This is a genomic window from uncultured Psychrosphaera sp., from assembly GCF_947500655.1.
Taxonomy (GTDB): domain Bacteria; phylum Pseudomonadota; class Gammaproteobacteria; order Enterobacterales; family Alteromonadaceae; genus Psychrosphaera.
This window is the reverse complement of the sequence record NZ_CANMSK010000002.1, coordinates 15,969-30,742: the sequence shown is the minus strand read 5'-3', so window position 1 is coordinate 30,742 and position 14,774 is coordinate 15,969. Positions and strand designations below refer to the sequence as shown.

Below are 14,774 nucleotides of genomic sequence, written 5' to 3'. Positions count from 1 at the left end.
AGAGCTTAATTCTCTTTTTTTTCTATATTTGATTGAGTTGAATTTGGTACTGGATCAAATCCACCTTTACTAAATGGGTTACATCTTAAAATACGTTTTAAACTTAACCAACTACCTTTTATCGAACCATGGTGATTAATTGCATCAATTGCATATTCTGAACAACTTGGATAAAAACGGCACTTTGCTGGAAACCAAGGACTAATCGCCTTTTGGTAAAACCTTATTATTGTTTTAAGGATTGTTCGCAACGCAGAGTTATTTTTTTCCATAATTTATTCAATTGTTTATGCAGATGTTTATTGTCTGCTTCACCTATTTGATTTCTGGCGATGACTACTATATCAATATTGGGCAAATTATGTTGATTTAAACGAAAGCTATCGCGAATTATTCGTTTAATTCTATTTCTACCAACTGCTGTTTTTTCTTTTTTCTTAGCAATCGTTAATCCAATACGTGGATTTTCTAGATCATTAAATTTAGCTAATATAGTGATGTGATCAGAGACTGCTTTAACGGGGTGGTCAAAAACGCGGGAAAATTGAGAGGGAGTTACAAGGCGTAACTCCCTTGGAAAAGTATTACTTTTCACAATTATGCTGAAAGACGAGCACGTCCTTTAGCACGACGACGAGCTAAGACAGCACGGCCGTTTTTTGTTGCCATACGAGCACGAAAACCGTGACTACGTTTACGTTTAAGAACGCTAGGTTGAAATGTACGTTTCATATTAAATCCATCCGATCGGTTTAACTAATTAATGTAAATATTCCGCAGGTCGCGACCCCTGCAGGGTCCCAAAAAAGGACGCCGAATAATATAGATAGATGGAAATATAGTCAACACAATCATTCAAAAAAACTAAAATTAATAAGATATACACATTTTTTACTAATATTTTATAGATTTTGTGCATAACTTTGCTGTTTTAGCTTTTTTTTGTTGATAAATGACAATCAAAATTTAATCTATTATTTACTGGGTTTAACTCAAATATCACAAGCTCTCTATCTATAAAATAGGGACTGATATTTTAATTGAAGTTTATTCATATTCTTTGTTGAGTTTGTGGATAAATCTAAGGCATAATAGAAAATGCTTAACGGCGATTATAATTTTATAACCGTACATCATATTAGGATAATCAGTGTATCAATCTCTTTGGCAAAGTTGCTTGCAAGTTCTCGAGCAAGAATTAACTTTGCAGCAGTTCAATATGTGGATACGACCACTGCAGTTACATAGCTCAGAAAAGCTAATTACTCTGTATGCGCCAAATAGATTTGTTTTGGACTGGGTTAGAGATAAATACATGGTTCGTATTTCTGAGCTTTTAGGTCAGTTTGGTGATGCGGACAATATTCCTAGTGTTAACTTTGATGTTGGTTCAAAAATAGTTAATGCGCCTAGCAATCAAGCGCCGGTGACGCCAAGTCCAGCAAATAACACTGTGAATGCACCTTCACATACTCCATCTCGTGTCATGCCGATTAATAATCAGAGCTTACGCACAAACCATAAATCAAATATAAATGAATCTTATACCTTTGATAGCTTTGTTGAAGGTAACAGTAACCAATTAGCACGTGCTGCAGCAATGCAAGTGGCCGATAATCCAGGTAATGCTTACAATCCACTGTTTTTATATGGTGGTACTGGTTTAGGTAAAACTCACTTATTGCACGCTGTTGGTAATGGCATTATGGCGAATAAAAAAGATGCCAAAGTAGTTTATATGCATTCAGAACGATTTGTTCAGGATATGGTTAAAGCATTACAAAATAATGCTATTGAAGAATTTAAGCGTTATTACCGTGGGTTAGATGCACTGTTAATAGATGATATTCAGTTTTTTGCTAAAAAAGACCGTTCACAAGAAGAGTTTTTTCATACCTTTAATGCATTGCTTGAAGGTAACAAACAAATAATTTTAACATCTGATCGATATCCAAAAGAAATCGATGGGGTGGAAGACAGATTAAAAAGCAGATTTGGTTGGGGCTTAAATGTTCCAATTGAGCCGCCAGAGTTAGAAACTCGTGTGGCTATCTTAATGAAAAAAGCACATCAAAGTAAGGTTAAGATACCTGAAGAAGTTGCCTTTTTTATTGCTAAAAGATTACGCTCTAATGTTAGAGAGTTAGAGGGGGCGCTTAATAGGGTGATAGCGAACGCTAACTTCACTGGCAGACCTATTACAATTGATTTTGTAAAAGACGCGTTAAGAGACTTATTAGCTTTACAAGATAAACTGGTAACGATCGACAATATTCAAAAAACAGTAGCTGAGTATTTCAAAATACGAGTGGCTGATATTTTGTCTAAGCGCAGAAGTCGCTCGGTTGCCAGGCCAAGACAAATTGCTATGTCGTTAGCAAAAGAATTAACTAACCATAGCTTGCCAGAAATAGGTGATGCATTTGGTGGCAGAGACCATACAACCGTTCTGCATGCGTGTAGAAAGATCAAAGAATTAAAAGAAGAAAGTCACGAAATTAAAGAAGATGTTCAAAACCTGAACAGAATCTTGTCTTCGTAGTGGGAATAGACAAATGCATATAATTATTAGTAAAGAAGCATTATTAAGACCGTTAACATTAGTATCTGGTGCTATTGAGCGTAAACATACGTTACCAATTCTATCGAATGTATTAATTGAAACTTCACTTGAAGAAGTTAAATTTACTGGAACAGATATGGAAGTAGAGTTAATCGCTTCTGCTGTACCAGGAAATGTTATTCAAGCAGGTGCTATTACTGTACCGGCCAAGAAGTTATTTGATATATGTCGTTCATTACCAGATAACTCAGAGATTGAGTTTAAAGTAGACGGTCATTCAGCAGTTGTTAAGTCGGGAAAAAGTAAATTTAGCCTTTCAACTTTACCTGCAAGTGATTATCCAAATCTTGAAGAATGGTCGAGTTCAGAGAAAATTGAATTAACACGCCATGCTTTAAGAGCGCTTATTGAAAGTACTCACTTTTCCATGGCGAATCAAGACGTACGTTATTACTTAAATGGAATGTCTTTTGAATTAGAACCTAATTTAATTAGAACTGTGTCTACAGACGGCCACAGACTAGCTCTAGCGCAACAACCTATCGTTAATGGGCTAACAGAGCAAAGACAAGTAATTGTCCCGCGTAAGGCTGTTCTGGAGATAATACGCTTATTAGAAGATGATGATGCAGTTATCCAGTTGCATATTGGTAGTAATCATATTCGAATAGAAGAGCAAAATTTTATATTTACAACTAAATTAGTGGATGGACGTTTTCCTGATTATCGCAGAGTACTTCCACAAGGTGGCGATAAAACAATTGTTGCCGATAAGTCTATGTTGAAAGAAGTATTCCAGCGCGTGTCTATTTTATCTAATGAGAAATTCAAAGGTGTTCGTTTAAATCTATCTAACGGAGAATTATTAGTTTCTGCTAATAACCCAGAGCAAGAACAAGCGGAAGAATCTGCTGTTGTTGATTACACTGGTGATTCATTAGAAATAGGTTTTAACGTTTCTTATATGATTGATGTATTAAACAACATTAAAACCGATACAGTTAAAATTATGTTAGCGGACTCAAACAGCAGTGCGCTAATTGAAGGCTATGATGACGGATCTAGTTTATACGTTGTTATGCCGATGAAACTTTAGTTGGCTAGTTTATATTTGGTTAATATCTATAAATGTTGATATCCCAATTGAAGATATTTGGCTTTCGGAATATAGAAACGGCAAGTATCACTACCGATAAAAGGGTTAATGTTTTTTACGGTAAAAACGGCAGCGGAAAAACAAGTATATTAGAATCTTTGTTTTTCCTAAGTCGAGCAAAATCGTTTAGAACAAGTAAAAAGGGTGAGTTGTTAAAAGATGGTTGTTCTTTATTAGCGGTAAGTGCTGATTTAGAGCAACAATCTAAAACCCATAAGTTAGGAATTGGTTTAGAAGGTAATGGAACATCTAAACTTAAATTAGATGGTGAAGTAGTGACTAAACTATCTCAAGCTTCTATTTTATTCCCTACTCAGCTTATTACACCAGAGAGTTTTGATGTTTTTTGGAGCTCACCTAAAGCAAGAAGAAGCTTTTTTGATTTTGGTTTGTTCCACGTGGAACATGAATTTCAAAATGACTGGATTGCTTATAATAAAACATTAAAACAAACCAATGCATTGCTAAGGCGTGGAGGTGTAAACCAAAGAGAATTGCTTTTTTGGTATAGAGGGTTGGTTGATTTAGCACAGAAGATTGATGATTTTCGAGAGTTGTTTTTAGATAAACATTTTTCGAAAGCAATCAGTGGATTAGCATTGGAACTTGAAAGTAACGAACGAACCGACTTGTTGAAAAATTTAGTGGTGCGTTACAAAAAGAAAGCGCTTGAACAAGAAGTCTCCGATGAGATGCTATTAAAGCAAATCGAAAAAGACATTCGATATAAGCAAGTGGGTTTTGGTCCTAATCGAGCTGATTATTTATTTTTAAAAGATGGAGAAGATATGTCTAGTCGTCTTTCTAGAGGACAGGCAAAAATGCTTTTCTATTTATTAGTTGTTGCTATGGTTAATATAATAAAACAAACAACTAAAAAAAATATTTTGTTGTTGGTTGACGATTTACCATCAGAGGTAGATCAACAAACAAGACAAACGATGCTGGAAATGCTTTTGCATTCCCAAGCTCAAATTTTCGTTACAGGGATAGAGAATAATATTGCAATGGAATTTATGAATTACACAGATTCTGTCAACGTGTTCCACGTGGAACATGGCACCGTCAGACAAGAGAGTATGGAGCAGCTATGTCCGTAGAAAATGATTATGATTCGGCTAGTATCAAAGTTTTAAAAGGCCTTGATGCAGTTCGTAAACGCCCGGGAATGTACATTGGTGATACTGACGATGGTTCAGGTTTACACCATATGGTTTTCGAAGTACTTGATAACTCTATAGATGAAGCATTAGCAGGTCATTGTAGTGAAATCGTGGTAAAAATTCACTTAGATGGCTCTGTATCTGTTCGAGATAATGGACGTGGTATACCTACTGAAATTCATCCTGAAGAAGGTGTTTCAGCAGCAGAAGTTATTATGACTGTATTACACGCCGGTGGTAAATTTGGTGGTGAAGATTCAGGTTATAAAGTTTCTGGTGGTTTGCACGGTGTTGGTATATCTGTTGTAAATGCATTAAGTGATAAATTACTTCTTAATATTCGCCGTAATGGTAAGTTGTACGAACAAGAATATAAATTGGGTGAACCAGTTGCGCCGTTGGCTGTTATTGGTGATGCTACTGAAAATGGTACAGAAGTACGTTTTTGGCCAAGCCCAACTACATTCTCAAACGTATTATTCCATTTTGATATTTTGGTTAAGAGAATTAGAGAATTATCTTTCTTAAACTCTGGCGTATCTATTCGTATTATTGATGAGCGTGAAGAAGATAAAAGTGAACACTTTTATTTTGATGGTGGCATCAAGGCGTTTGTTGATTATTTGAATACCAACAAAACTCCAGTAAACCAAGAAATCTTCTACTTTAATCTAGAAAAAGACGATGGCATTATTGTTGAAGTTGCCATGCAGTGGAATGATTCATTCCAAGAAAACATTCTTTGTTTTACGAATAATATACCTCAACGCGATGGTGGTACCCACTTAAGCGGTTTTAGAGGTGCTTTGACTCGTACACTTAATAGTTACATAACCTCTGAAGGCCTAAATAAAGGCAAAGGTAAGAGTAAAGGCGCATTAGAAGTTTCAGCCAGCGGTGATGATGCTCGTGAAGGTTTAACGGCTGTTGTTTCTGTAAAAGTACCAGATCCTAAGTTTTCATCGCAAACGAAAGACAAGTTAGTTTCTTCTGAAGTTAAAAGTGCAGTAGAACAAGCAATGGGTGAAAAATTACAAGATTATCTTATTGAAAATCCTGTTGTTGCTAAGTCAATAGTAATGAAGATAATAGACGCTGCTAGAGCGCGTGAGGCGGCTCGTAAAGCGCGTGAAATGACTAGACGTAAAAGTGTATTAGATATTGCAGGCTTGCCAGGTAAGCTTGCAGATTGCCAAGAAAAAGATCCTGGTAAATCAGAACTATACATAGTGGAAGGAGACTCTGCTGGCGGTTCAGCCAAGCAGGGACGAAATCGGAAAAATCAAGCAATCTTACCTCTTAAAGGTAAGATCTTGAATGTTGAAAAAGCACGTTTTGATAAAATGATATCTTCTCAGGAAGTAGGTACGTTAATCACAGCATTAGGTTGTGGTATTGGACGTGAAGAATACGATCCAGATAAACTACGTTATCATAATATTATTATCATGACCGATGCCGATGTGGATGGATCACATATTCGTACATTGTTGTTAACTTTCTTTTACCGTCAAATGCCTGAGCTTGTAGAACGTGGTTATATTTATATTGCACAACCACCGTTATATAAAGTTAAGAAAGGTAAACAAGAACGTTATATTAAAGATGATGAAGTATTAACTGAATACTTAACCACATTAGCACTTGAAGGTAGTACCCTACATTTAAGCTTAGAAGCGCCAGCTGTACATGGCCTTGAACTAGAGAAGTTATTAAGACAGTTCCACTTAGCAGAATCTAGCCTTAACCGTTTATCTAAGAAAATTAATCCTAAAATATTGTCAGGGTTAATGTTCCAAAAATCGTTACTATCATCACAGTTGGACAACGAAACAAACGTTGTTAATTGGATTGAAAGCTTTACTAAATATTTAAATGATAAAGAAACTGAAGGTGTAAATTACACGCCATTAACTGTTTTTGATGAAGAGCGTAAACTAACGTTACCTAAAATTAGAGTTAGACAGCATGGTGTAGACCGTGATTATACGTTTACTAAAGACTTTATTGATTCAACTGAATATAAAAATATTATCGAGATAGCTAATATTAATATGGATCTTCTTGAAGAAGGAGCCTATGTAAGCCGTGGGGAAAAACGTTTCCCAATTGAACATTTTGCCGAAGCGGTTGAATGGTTAATGAAAGAATCAAAACGTGGTTTATACATCCAACGCTATAAAGGATTGGGTGAAATGAACCCTGAGCAATTGTGGGAAACTACAATGGATCCAGAACAGCGCCGTATGTTGCAAGTGAAAATTGAAGATGCGATAGCATGTGATCAATTATTCACTACCTTAATGGGTGATCACGTTGAACCTCGTCGTGAATTCATTGAGAAAAATGCACTGAAAGTTGCTAACTTAGACGTATAATTTAATAGTTAGTAATACAGAAAGCCTATCAGTTATCGCTGCTAGGCTTTATTACGTTTAAGCATGGCATTTTGATAATTACATGTTTGACAACTACGAAATTTAATAAATAGATTAACTTATAAGGTTCAATAGAACAGAGTTATGAGCAAATATAATACAAAAACATTTCAAGGCCTGATCTTAGCATTGCAAGATTATTGGGCTAGACAAGGCTGTGTCATCATTCAACCACTAGATATGCAAGTTGGTGCTGGTACATTCCATCCAATGACATTCTTACGTTCGTTAGGTCCTGAGCCTATGAGCAGTGCTTATGTGCAACCATGTCGTCGTCCTACTGATGGCCGTTATGGTGAAAACCCAAATCGTCTACAACATTATTATCAATTCCAAGTAATGTTAAAACCATCACCTAAGAATATTCAGGAGCTTTATTTAGGCTCTCTAGAAGAGCTAGGCTTGGATACATTGGTTAATGATATACGTTTTGTTGAAGATAACTGGGAATCTCCTACCTTGGGCGCATGGGGTTTAGGTTGGGAAGTTTGGCTTAACGGTATGGAAGTAACACAGTTTACTTACTTTCAACAAGTTGGTGGCTTAGAGTGTACTCCAGTAACAGGTGAGATCACTTATGGTCTTGAACGTTTAGCTATGTATTTGCAAGGTGTAGATAGTATTTACGACTTAGTTTGGACTGACGGTCCTATGGGTAAAGTTACCTATGGTGATGTTTTCCATCAAAATGAAGTTGAGCAATCTACCTATAACTTTGAGTATGCTGAAGTTGATGCTTTATTTACTGAGTTTGATGAAGCAGAAAAAGAAAGCCAAAAACTGATTGAAGCAAATTTACCATTACCAGCCTACGAGCAAGTAATGAAAGCATCTCATGCATTTAATATGTTAGATGCGCGCCATGCAATTTCAGTAACAGAACGTCAACGTTATATTCTACGTGTGCGTTCGTTATCAAAAGCATGTGCGCAAGCTTATTACGATGCTAGAGAGAAATTAGGCTTCCCACTTTGTAAAACTAATTCTTCTGATAAGGCATAAAAATGATTAAACAAAATTTATTAATCGAGCTTGGTACAGAAGAGTTACCGCCAAAGTCGCTAAAAAAATTAGCCGTTTCTTTTTGTGAAAATTTTGAAGCACAACTTAATAGTGCAAACTTACAGTTTGATTCTATTGAATGGTTTGCAGCTCCTAGAAGACTCGCGCTAAAAATACATAACTTAGATGAACAACAAGCGGATAAGCAAGTTGAGAAACGTGGTCCGGCAGTATCTTCGGCATTTGATGCTGATGGTAATGCAACTAAAGCTGCTCAAGGTTGGGCTCGTGGCTGTGGGATTGATGTTACAGAAGCGACTCGCGTTAAAACCGATAAAGGTGAGTGGTTACTTCATGTTGCTACGGTAGCAGGAAAGAACATTAGCGAATTAGTAGAAGGTTTTATTGTTCAAGCACTAAAACAATTACCTATTAGTAAGCCAATGCGTTGGGGAACAGGAAAAGAAGAATTTATTCGCCCTGTACACACGTTAATCGCATTATATGGCGATAAAGTGTTACCAGTTAAAGTTCTTGGTTTAACCTCTGGTGATCAATCACAGGGGCATAGATTCCATCATAAAGACTTAGTAACAATTACTCATGCTGATAATTATCAAGAAGAGTTGAACGCTGCTTATGTAATGGTTGATTTCAACAAAAGACAACAAACAATAAGCCAACAAATGGCTGTTATTTGTAAAGAGAACAATGCTAAGACAATTGAAGATAACGATTTGCTTGATGAAGTTACTTCTTTAGTTGAATGGCCTGTTGCTCTAGTTGGTACTTTTGAAGAACGCTTCTTAGATGTACCACCAGAAGCACTTATCTATACAATGAAAGATGACCAAAAGTACTTTCCTTTACTAGACGATAGCGGAAAGTTACTACCTAAGTTTATCTTTATCACTAATATTGAAAGTAAAGATCCGCAGCAAGTTATATCGGGTAATGAAAAAGTAGTAAGACCTAGATTAGCCGACGCTGAGTTTTTCTATAACACAGATAAAAAGCATACGTTGGAATCTAGATTAGCAAGCCTAGACACTGTTTTATTCCAAAAACAGTTAGGTACGTTAAAAGACAAATCTGAACGAATTGCTAAATTAGCAGGGCATATTGCCAGTCAAATTAATGCTGACGTTACTTTGTCAGAACGTGCAGGTTTGTTATCTAAAACCGACTTAATGACTGAAGTTGTTATGGAATTTACAGACATCCAAGGTGTGATGGGTAAATATTATGCATTAAATGACGGTGAAGATGTAAAAGTAGCGGATGCTTTATATCAACAATATATGCCGAAATTTGCTGGAGATGAGTTACCAACATCGTTAGAAGCTTGTTCTGTAGCGCTTGCTGATAAGTTTGATAGCCTAGTTGGTATCTTTGGTATTGGTCAACATCCTAAAGGGGATAAAGACCCGTTTGCGTTAAGACGTGCTGCAATTGGTATTATTCGTATCTTAATAGAAAAAGAATTACCAATTGATTTCCAACAAGTTGCTGAATTCGCTGCTGGTCTATTTGGCGACAAACTGTCGAATGATAAAGTAATAGAAGACGTTATCGACTTTATGTTGGGACGTTTTAGAGCGCATTATCAAGAGCAAAACATCAAAGTTGAAATGATAAGAGCGGTAGAAGTTAAGCGTCCTACTTCTGCACTGGACTTTGAACGTCGCTTAAAAGCGGTAGTTAACTTTGCCAAACTTGATACTGCTGTTGCACTTGCTGCTGCAAACAAGCGTGTTAATAATATACTAAGCAAAAATGGCCAAAGTGAATTTGTTGCAATTGATGCTACATTGTTAACTGACCCTGCAGAAATTAACTTAGTTAATAAACTAAACTCTATTTCTGGTTCTGTTAATACAAGCTTTGATGCTGGTGATTATCAGTCAGGTTTAAATCAACTTGCTGACTTACGTGATGTAATAGATGCGTTTTTTGATGATGTTATGGTTATGGCTGACGATAGTGCTGTTAAAAATAATCGTTTAGCAATATTAGGTGAGTTACAGCGTTTATTTATGTTTACTGCGGATATTTCGGTTTTATAGATTTAACGTAATAAAGTGACATTCTAATTTAAAAAGCCAGTTTAGCTGGCTTTTTTTATGCATAGAATATATTTGGTTATTTATACTGACAATATTCTGTACAAACAATGTCAATTTGATTTAAGTATTTAATGAATTAGTGGAGTGATTTTTATGAAAATATTAGTGGTTTTAGCATCTGTTATCTTATTAAGCAGCTGTAAAAGTATATTCCAACAGGATAACGCTTCGGATATGTATTTACGCTCTGAGTTTACTTGGTGGGAAGCTAAACCTGAATTTAAGTTTTCACCGATAAAAGACTCTACTAACAAAATAATTAAAACCAAAATTCAAGCTGATGGTAACGCTTATCATATTAAAATAGCGGATAAAACCTGGTCTAAATACAGAAACTGTGGCTATAAAAATAATGCAGATAGGATCATTAAGTTAGATAAGTGGTTGGAGTTAGAATGCACTTATGATTTTGAAAAATTAAATACAACACCAATTCAAAAACCATTTTCATTAAAGCCTAATAAAACACAGGTTTATACATTTACGCTCAAAATGACTCAAGGAAAGGTTCAAATACCAACTCATGTAATGGTAAGTAAAGTAGATTGATAGAGTTTAAAAGTGAGTAATAACTAACCACTAACTCCCTTTCTTAATTAAATAGTAAAACGGTTTACTATCAATAAACTGCTCAACTAATTCATGTCCCATAAAACGACAGAACGACGGTATGTCTCTTACCGTTGCGGGGTCGTCAGCTTTTATTAGTAATGTTTGACCCGCTTCCATATTTCTTACTGTTTTTCTTATCATCATTACAGGCTCAGGGCAGCGTAATGTTAATGCGTCTAAGACTTCATCTGACTGTATTGTTTCTGGACTTGAGTTCATTACATATAACCGAAAGTATTCATTGTGTAATTTTGATAAAAAAAGGTGTTTAAGTCGAGGACTAAAACACCTTTTTTATTGTTAGTAGATACTGTTAGCGAATATTCACTAACAGAAAACTAAAGTGAGATTAGTTCACTCTTTCAAATATAGTAGCAATACCTTGACCAAAACCAATACACATAGTGGCTAAACCAATTTCAGTATCGTTTCTTTCCATGTTATTGATAAGGGTTGTGGATATTCTTGAACCTGAACAACCTAAAGGGTGTCCTAGTGCAATAGCGCCACCGGTAGGATTAATAGAATCCATACGGTCTTCAATACCTAAACCTTGAATAACTGAAAGTGCTTGAGCTGCAAACGCTTCGTTTAATTCAAACTGTTGAATATCAGTTATTGCTAAACCAGCACGTTTAAGTGCAATACCAGTTGCTGGAACTGGACCCCAACCCATAGTTGAAGGCTCACAACCAGAAACACCCATAGATCTAACTCTAGCTCTAATAGTTAACCCTAATGCTTTCGCTTTTTCTTCACTCATGACTAACATGCCAGAGGCTCCGTTAGATAGAGCTGAAGACGTTGCTGCAGTTACAGTACCGTTAACAGGATTGAATACTGGACGTAATTTAGATAATGACTCTACAGTTGACTCTGGACGAATTACTTCATCGTAATCACACATAGTTAACGCACCGTTAACATCATGGCCTTCAACAGGAATGATTTCATTAGCAAAGTGACCTTTTATGCTCGCTTCGTATGCAAGTTGGTGAGAACGTGCTCCGAATTCGTCTTGCATTTGTCTGCTAATATTATATTTACGTGCTAACGCTTCAGCAGTTAAACCCATAGAACCAGCTGCTTGTGCAGTTGATAAGTTTAACGCTGGGTGGAAGTCTAAGCCGTGAGTCATAGGAACGTGTTCCATATGCTCAACACCACCAATAATAAACATATCACCTTGGTTAGACATGATTTTAGCTGCTGCATCATGCAAAGCTTGCATAGATGAACCACATAAACGGTTAACCGTAACCGCAGGAACTGACGTTGGAATACCAGCTAATAAAGCAGCTTGGCGGCCAACATTAAAACCTTGCTCAAGTGTTTGCATTACACAACCCCAAATAACGTCATCTAATTCAGATGCATTAACTTGTGGGTTACGTGCTAATAACGATTTCATTACAGCAGCGGATAAATCTTCTGCTCTAACATGAGTAAACATACCACCACGTACTTTTGCCATAGCGGTGCGAACGCAATCTACAATAACTACATTTTTCATTTTTTAGCTCCTACTAGGCTGTATAAAAAGATTGACCATTTTTGGCCATTTCACGTGTTTTATCAGTTACTTGATAAATCTCACCTAAGTGAGCGTATTTATCAGCTTGTGCTACAAATTCAGCTAAACCAACGGTATCAACGTAACGGAAAATGCCACCTCTGAAAGGAGGGAAACCTACGCCGTATAATAAAGCCATATCTGCTTCAGCTGGTGATGCAACAATACCTTCTTCTAAACAACGAATGGTTTCGTTGATCATAGGTATCATTAAACGGTTAATGGTTTCAGCTTTGTCGAACTCTTTATTTGCAGGGGCTATATCAGCAAGTAAAGCAACGGTTGACTCTTCTACGGTTTTAGCTGGACGACCACGTTTGTCTAGGCTGTGAGTGTAGAAACCTTTACCATTCTTTTGACCGAACATCTTATTGCTATATAGCGTAGTCACTGGGTCTTTAGCTAGTTTTGGCATACGAGTTGGGAAACCGTCTGACATTACATCTGTACAATGATCAGCAGTATCTATTCCGACAACGTCTAGTAAGAAAGCTGGACCCATAGGCCAACCAAAGTCACGTTCCATCACTTTATCGACTTTAGTAAAGTCAGCACCGTCATTTAGCAATAAGCTGAATCCAGCAAAGTAAGGGAACAATACACGGTTAACAAAGAAACCTGGGCAGTCATTAACAACAATTGGTGTTTTACCCATTTTTGAGGCGTAAGCAACAGTGGCTGCAATAGTTTCATCTGAGGTTTTTTCACCACGAATAATCTCTACTAATGGCATCAATGGCACTGGATTAAAGAAGTGCATGCCACAGAAGTTCTCTGGACGAGTAAGACTTTTAGCCAACATGTTAATAGAGATGGTTGATGTATTTGAAGTCAAAATTGTGTCCGCAGAAACATGTTGTTCTGTTTCAGCTAATACAGCCGCTTTAACTTTTGGATTTTCAACAACAGCTTCAATAACAAAGTTGGTGTCTTTTAAAGAGTCGTAACTAAGAGATGGTGTAATGTTAGTTAAGGTTTTTGCAAACGCTTTGCCATCGATACGGCCTTTAGCTAGTTTCTTGTTAAGAATTTTAGATGCTTCTGAAAGTCCTAAATCAAGCGCTGCTTGATTAATATCTTTCATTACAATTGGTGTACCTTTAGATGCAGATTGATAAGCGATACCACCTCCCATAATCCCAGCACCTAGTACAGCTGCTTGTTTTACAGTGATGCTAGCGCCTTTAGCTGCTTTCTTAGCAATACCTTTTACATATTGGTCATTTAAGAATGTGCCAATCATAGCGGTTGCTGTATCAGTTTTAGCTAGAGAAGCGAATAAACGATTTTCGATTAACATGGCTTCTGCTCTTGGCAACAATGCGCCAGAGTATACTGATTCTACCGCTGCTATTGGTGCAGGGTAATGTTTACCAGCTTTCGCCATAACCATAGTTTTTGCAACGATTGAGCCGTTTTCTAGTTCAGTTGCGCTGTAATCAATAGGCATTAGTTTCTGTTGGCGACGTGATTGCCAATCTAATTTACCGTTAATAGCATCTGTTAACATTGCAGTTGCAACATCAATTAATTTATCGCTTTTAGTAACAGCATCAACTGCGCCATCGGCAATTGCTTTTTTAGGTTTTTGTGGTCGAGCACTTGTGATCCACTCTAATGCGTTATCAGGACCAATAATTCGTGATAAACGAACTGTGCCACCAAAACCAGGAATAAGACCTAGATTGTTTTCTGGTAGGCCAACTTGTGCAGTTTCATCAGCAACACGCATATCAGTTGCTAGGCAAAGTTCAAAACCACCACCAAGTGCAAATCCAGATATAGCAGTAATAGTTGGTACTTTAATATCTTCAATACCATCAAACATGTCAGTACTGCTTTTAATCCACTTAGTTAATTCAGACTCTTCATTTTTAAAAAAGCCAAGAAACTCAGTGATATCTGCACCAACAATAAATGTAGATTTTGCAGAACGAAATAAAACACCTTTAACATCAGTGCTTTTGTTGATTGCATCGGTTGCTAACTTACATTCTTTAATAGTTTGTTGGTCAAACTTATTAACTGAACCTGGTGCGTCAAAAGTAAAATGGGCAATGCCATCACTTTGTAGGTCTACGGAAAGGGTGTCACCTTTAAACAACATATTTATCTCCTAGCTTAGTATTAATACAGAGGCC

The 14,774-nt window shown here is 36.6% G+C and carries 13 protein-coding genes; 7 read left to right on the top strand and 6 right to left on the bottom strand.

Annotated elements, in window-relative coordinates; genetic code table 11:
* Positions 1 to 5 precede the first annotated feature (5 nt).
* From yidD to rpmH, 3 genes are read right to left on the bottom strand one after another with little or no spacing between them, the layout of a single operon-like run.
* Positions 6 to 272 carry a membrane protein insertion efficiency factor YidD gene (yidD, locus tag Q0940_RS02265; RefSeq protein ID WP_299263374.1) on the bottom strand — a complete coding sequence of 89 codons (267 nt, stop codon included), beginning with the start codon at positions 270 to 272 and terminating at the stop codon, positions 6 to 8.
* Positions 227 to 595, bottom strand: coding sequence for a ribonuclease P protein component (gene rnpA, locus Q0940_RS02260; protein ID WP_105051305.1), 369 nt, complete (start codon positions 593 to 595; stop codon positions 227 to 229). Before rnpA ends, yidD begins: the two co-directional genes overlap by 46 nt.
* Before the next feature lie 2 nt (positions 596 to 597).
* Positions 598 to 732 carry a 50S ribosomal protein L34 gene (gene rpmH, locus Q0940_RS02255; protein ID WP_105051306.1) on the bottom strand — a complete coding sequence of 45 codons (135 nt, stop codon included), beginning with the start codon at positions 730 to 732 and terminating at the stop codon, positions 598 to 600.
* A 418-nt stretch (positions 733 to 1,150) separates the two neighbouring features.
* On the opposite strand from rpmH, the gene dnaA reads away from it, so the two are divergent.
* The 7 genes from dnaA (at position 1,151) to Q0940_RS02220 (ending at position 10,997) form a co-directional block, all read left to right on the top strand.
* Complete coding sequence (gene dnaA, locus Q0940_RS02250; protein WP_299263363.1) at positions 1,151 to 2,542, top strand: chromosomal replication initiator protein DnaA; 1,392 nt, start codon at positions 1,151 to 1,153, stop codon at positions 2,540 to 2,542.
* A gap of 13 nt (positions 2,543 to 2,555) precedes the next feature.
* Positions 2,556 to 3,659 carry a DNA polymerase III subunit beta gene (dnaN, locus tag Q0940_RS02245; RefSeq protein WP_299263360.1) on the top strand — a complete coding sequence of 368 codons (1,104 nt, stop codon included), beginning with the start codon at positions 2,556 to 2,558 and terminating at the stop codon, positions 3,657 to 3,659.
* 32 nt (positions 3,660 to 3,691) lie between these two features.
* A complete protein-coding gene (gene recF / locus Q0940_RS02240; RefSeq protein ID WP_299263357.1) occupies positions 3,692 to 4,819 on the top strand; it encodes a DNA replication and repair protein RecF in 1,128 nt (375 codons plus the stop codon).
* The gene (gyrB, locus tag Q0940_RS02235; protein ID WP_299263355.1) at positions 4,810 to 7,260 is read left to right on the top strand and encodes a DNA topoisomerase (ATP-hydrolyzing) subunit B; all 2,451 of its coding nucleotides are present in this window, start codon (positions 4,810 to 4,812) and stop codon (positions 7,258 to 7,260) included. The genes recF and gyrB overlap by 10 nt, the downstream gene beginning before the upstream one ends.
* Before the next feature lie 144 nt (positions 7,261 to 7,404).
* On the top strand, positions 7,405 to 8,322 hold the full coding sequence (gene glyQ, locus Q0940_RS02230) for a glycine--tRNA ligase subunit alpha (RefSeq protein ID WP_299263353.1): 918 nt from the start codon (positions 7,405 to 7,407) through the stop codon (positions 8,320 to 8,322).
* Between the two features lie 2 nt (positions 8,323 to 8,324).
* A complete protein-coding gene (glyS, locus tag Q0940_RS02225; protein ID WP_299263351.1) occupies positions 8,325 to 10,388 on the top strand; it encodes a glycine--tRNA ligase subunit beta in 2,064 nt (687 codons plus the stop codon).
* A gap of 153 nt (positions 10,389 to 10,541) precedes the next feature.
* A complete protein-coding gene (locus Q0940_RS02220; RefSeq protein WP_299263349.1) occupies positions 10,542 to 10,997 on the top strand; it encodes a hypothetical protein in 456 nt (151 codons plus the stop codon).
* Positions 10,998 to 11,027: 30 nt separating this feature from the next.
* Here Q0940_RS02220 and tusA read toward each other — a convergent pair whose 3' ends face one another.
* The 3 genes from tusA to fadB all read right to left on the bottom strand — a co-directional run bounded on the left by tusA (position 11,028) and on the right by fadB (position 14,740).
* Entirely contained in the window at positions 11,028 to 11,279 is a 252-nt protein-coding gene (tusA, locus tag Q0940_RS02215) for a sulfurtransferase TusA (RefSeq protein WP_299263347.1), read from the bottom strand.
* 130 nt (positions 11,280 to 11,409) lie between these two features.
* Positions 11,410 to 12,573, bottom strand: a complete 1,164-nt coding sequence (gene fadA, locus Q0940_RS02210; RefSeq protein ID WP_299263345.1) for an acetyl-CoA C-acyltransferase FadA — start codon at positions 12,571 to 12,573, stop codon at positions 11,410 to 11,412.
* A 13-nt stretch (positions 12,574 to 12,586) separates the two neighbouring features.
* Entirely contained in the window at positions 12,587 to 14,740 is a 2,154-nt protein-coding gene (gene fadB / locus Q0940_RS02205) for a fatty acid oxidation complex subunit alpha FadB (protein WP_299263343.1), read from the bottom strand.
* Positions 14,741 to 14,774: the final 34 nt, after the last annotated feature.

Excerpts from the sequence above, each read along its gene's own strand:
- fadA (WP_299263345.1), bottom strand. The coding sequence starts at position 12,573 with ATGAAAAATGTAGTTATTGTAGATTGCGTTCGCACCGCTATGGCAAAA.
- Q0940_RS02220 (WP_299263349.1), top strand. The coding sequence starts at position 10,542 with ATGAAAATATTAGTGGTTTTAGCATCTGTTATCTTATTAAGCAGCTGT.
- tusA (WP_299263347.1), bottom strand. The coding sequence starts at position 11,279 with ATGAACTCAAGTCCAGAAACAATACAGTCAGATGAAGTCTTAGACGCA.
- dnaN (WP_299263360.1), top strand. The coding sequence starts at position 2,556 with ATGCATATAATTATTAGTAAAGAAGCATTATTAAGACCGTTAACATTA.
- recF (WP_299263357.1), top strand. The coding sequence starts at position 3,692 with ATGTTGATATCCCAATTGAAGATATTTGGCTTTCGGAATATAGAAACG.
- rpmH (WP_105051306.1), bottom strand. The coding sequence starts at position 732 with ATGAAACGTACATTTCAACCTAGCGTTCTTAAACGTAAACGTAGTCAC.
- gyrB (WP_299263355.1), top strand. The coding sequence starts at position 4,810 with ATGTCCGTAGAAAATGATTATGATTCGGCTAGTATCAAAGTTTTAAAA.
- glyS (WP_299263351.1), top strand. The coding sequence starts at position 8,325 with ATGATTAAACAAAATTTATTAATCGAGCTTGGTACAGAAGAGTTACCG.
- yidD (WP_299263374.1), bottom strand. The coding sequence starts at position 272 with ATGGAAAAAAATAACTCTGCGTTGCGAACAATCCTTAAAACAATAATA.
- glyQ (WP_299263353.1), top strand. The coding sequence starts at position 7,405 with ATGAGCAAATATAATACAAAAACATTTCAAGGCCTGATCTTAGCATTG.
- fadB (WP_299263343.1), bottom strand. The coding sequence starts at position 14,740 with ATGTTGTTTAAAGGTGACACCCTTTCCGTAGACCTACAAAGTGATGGC.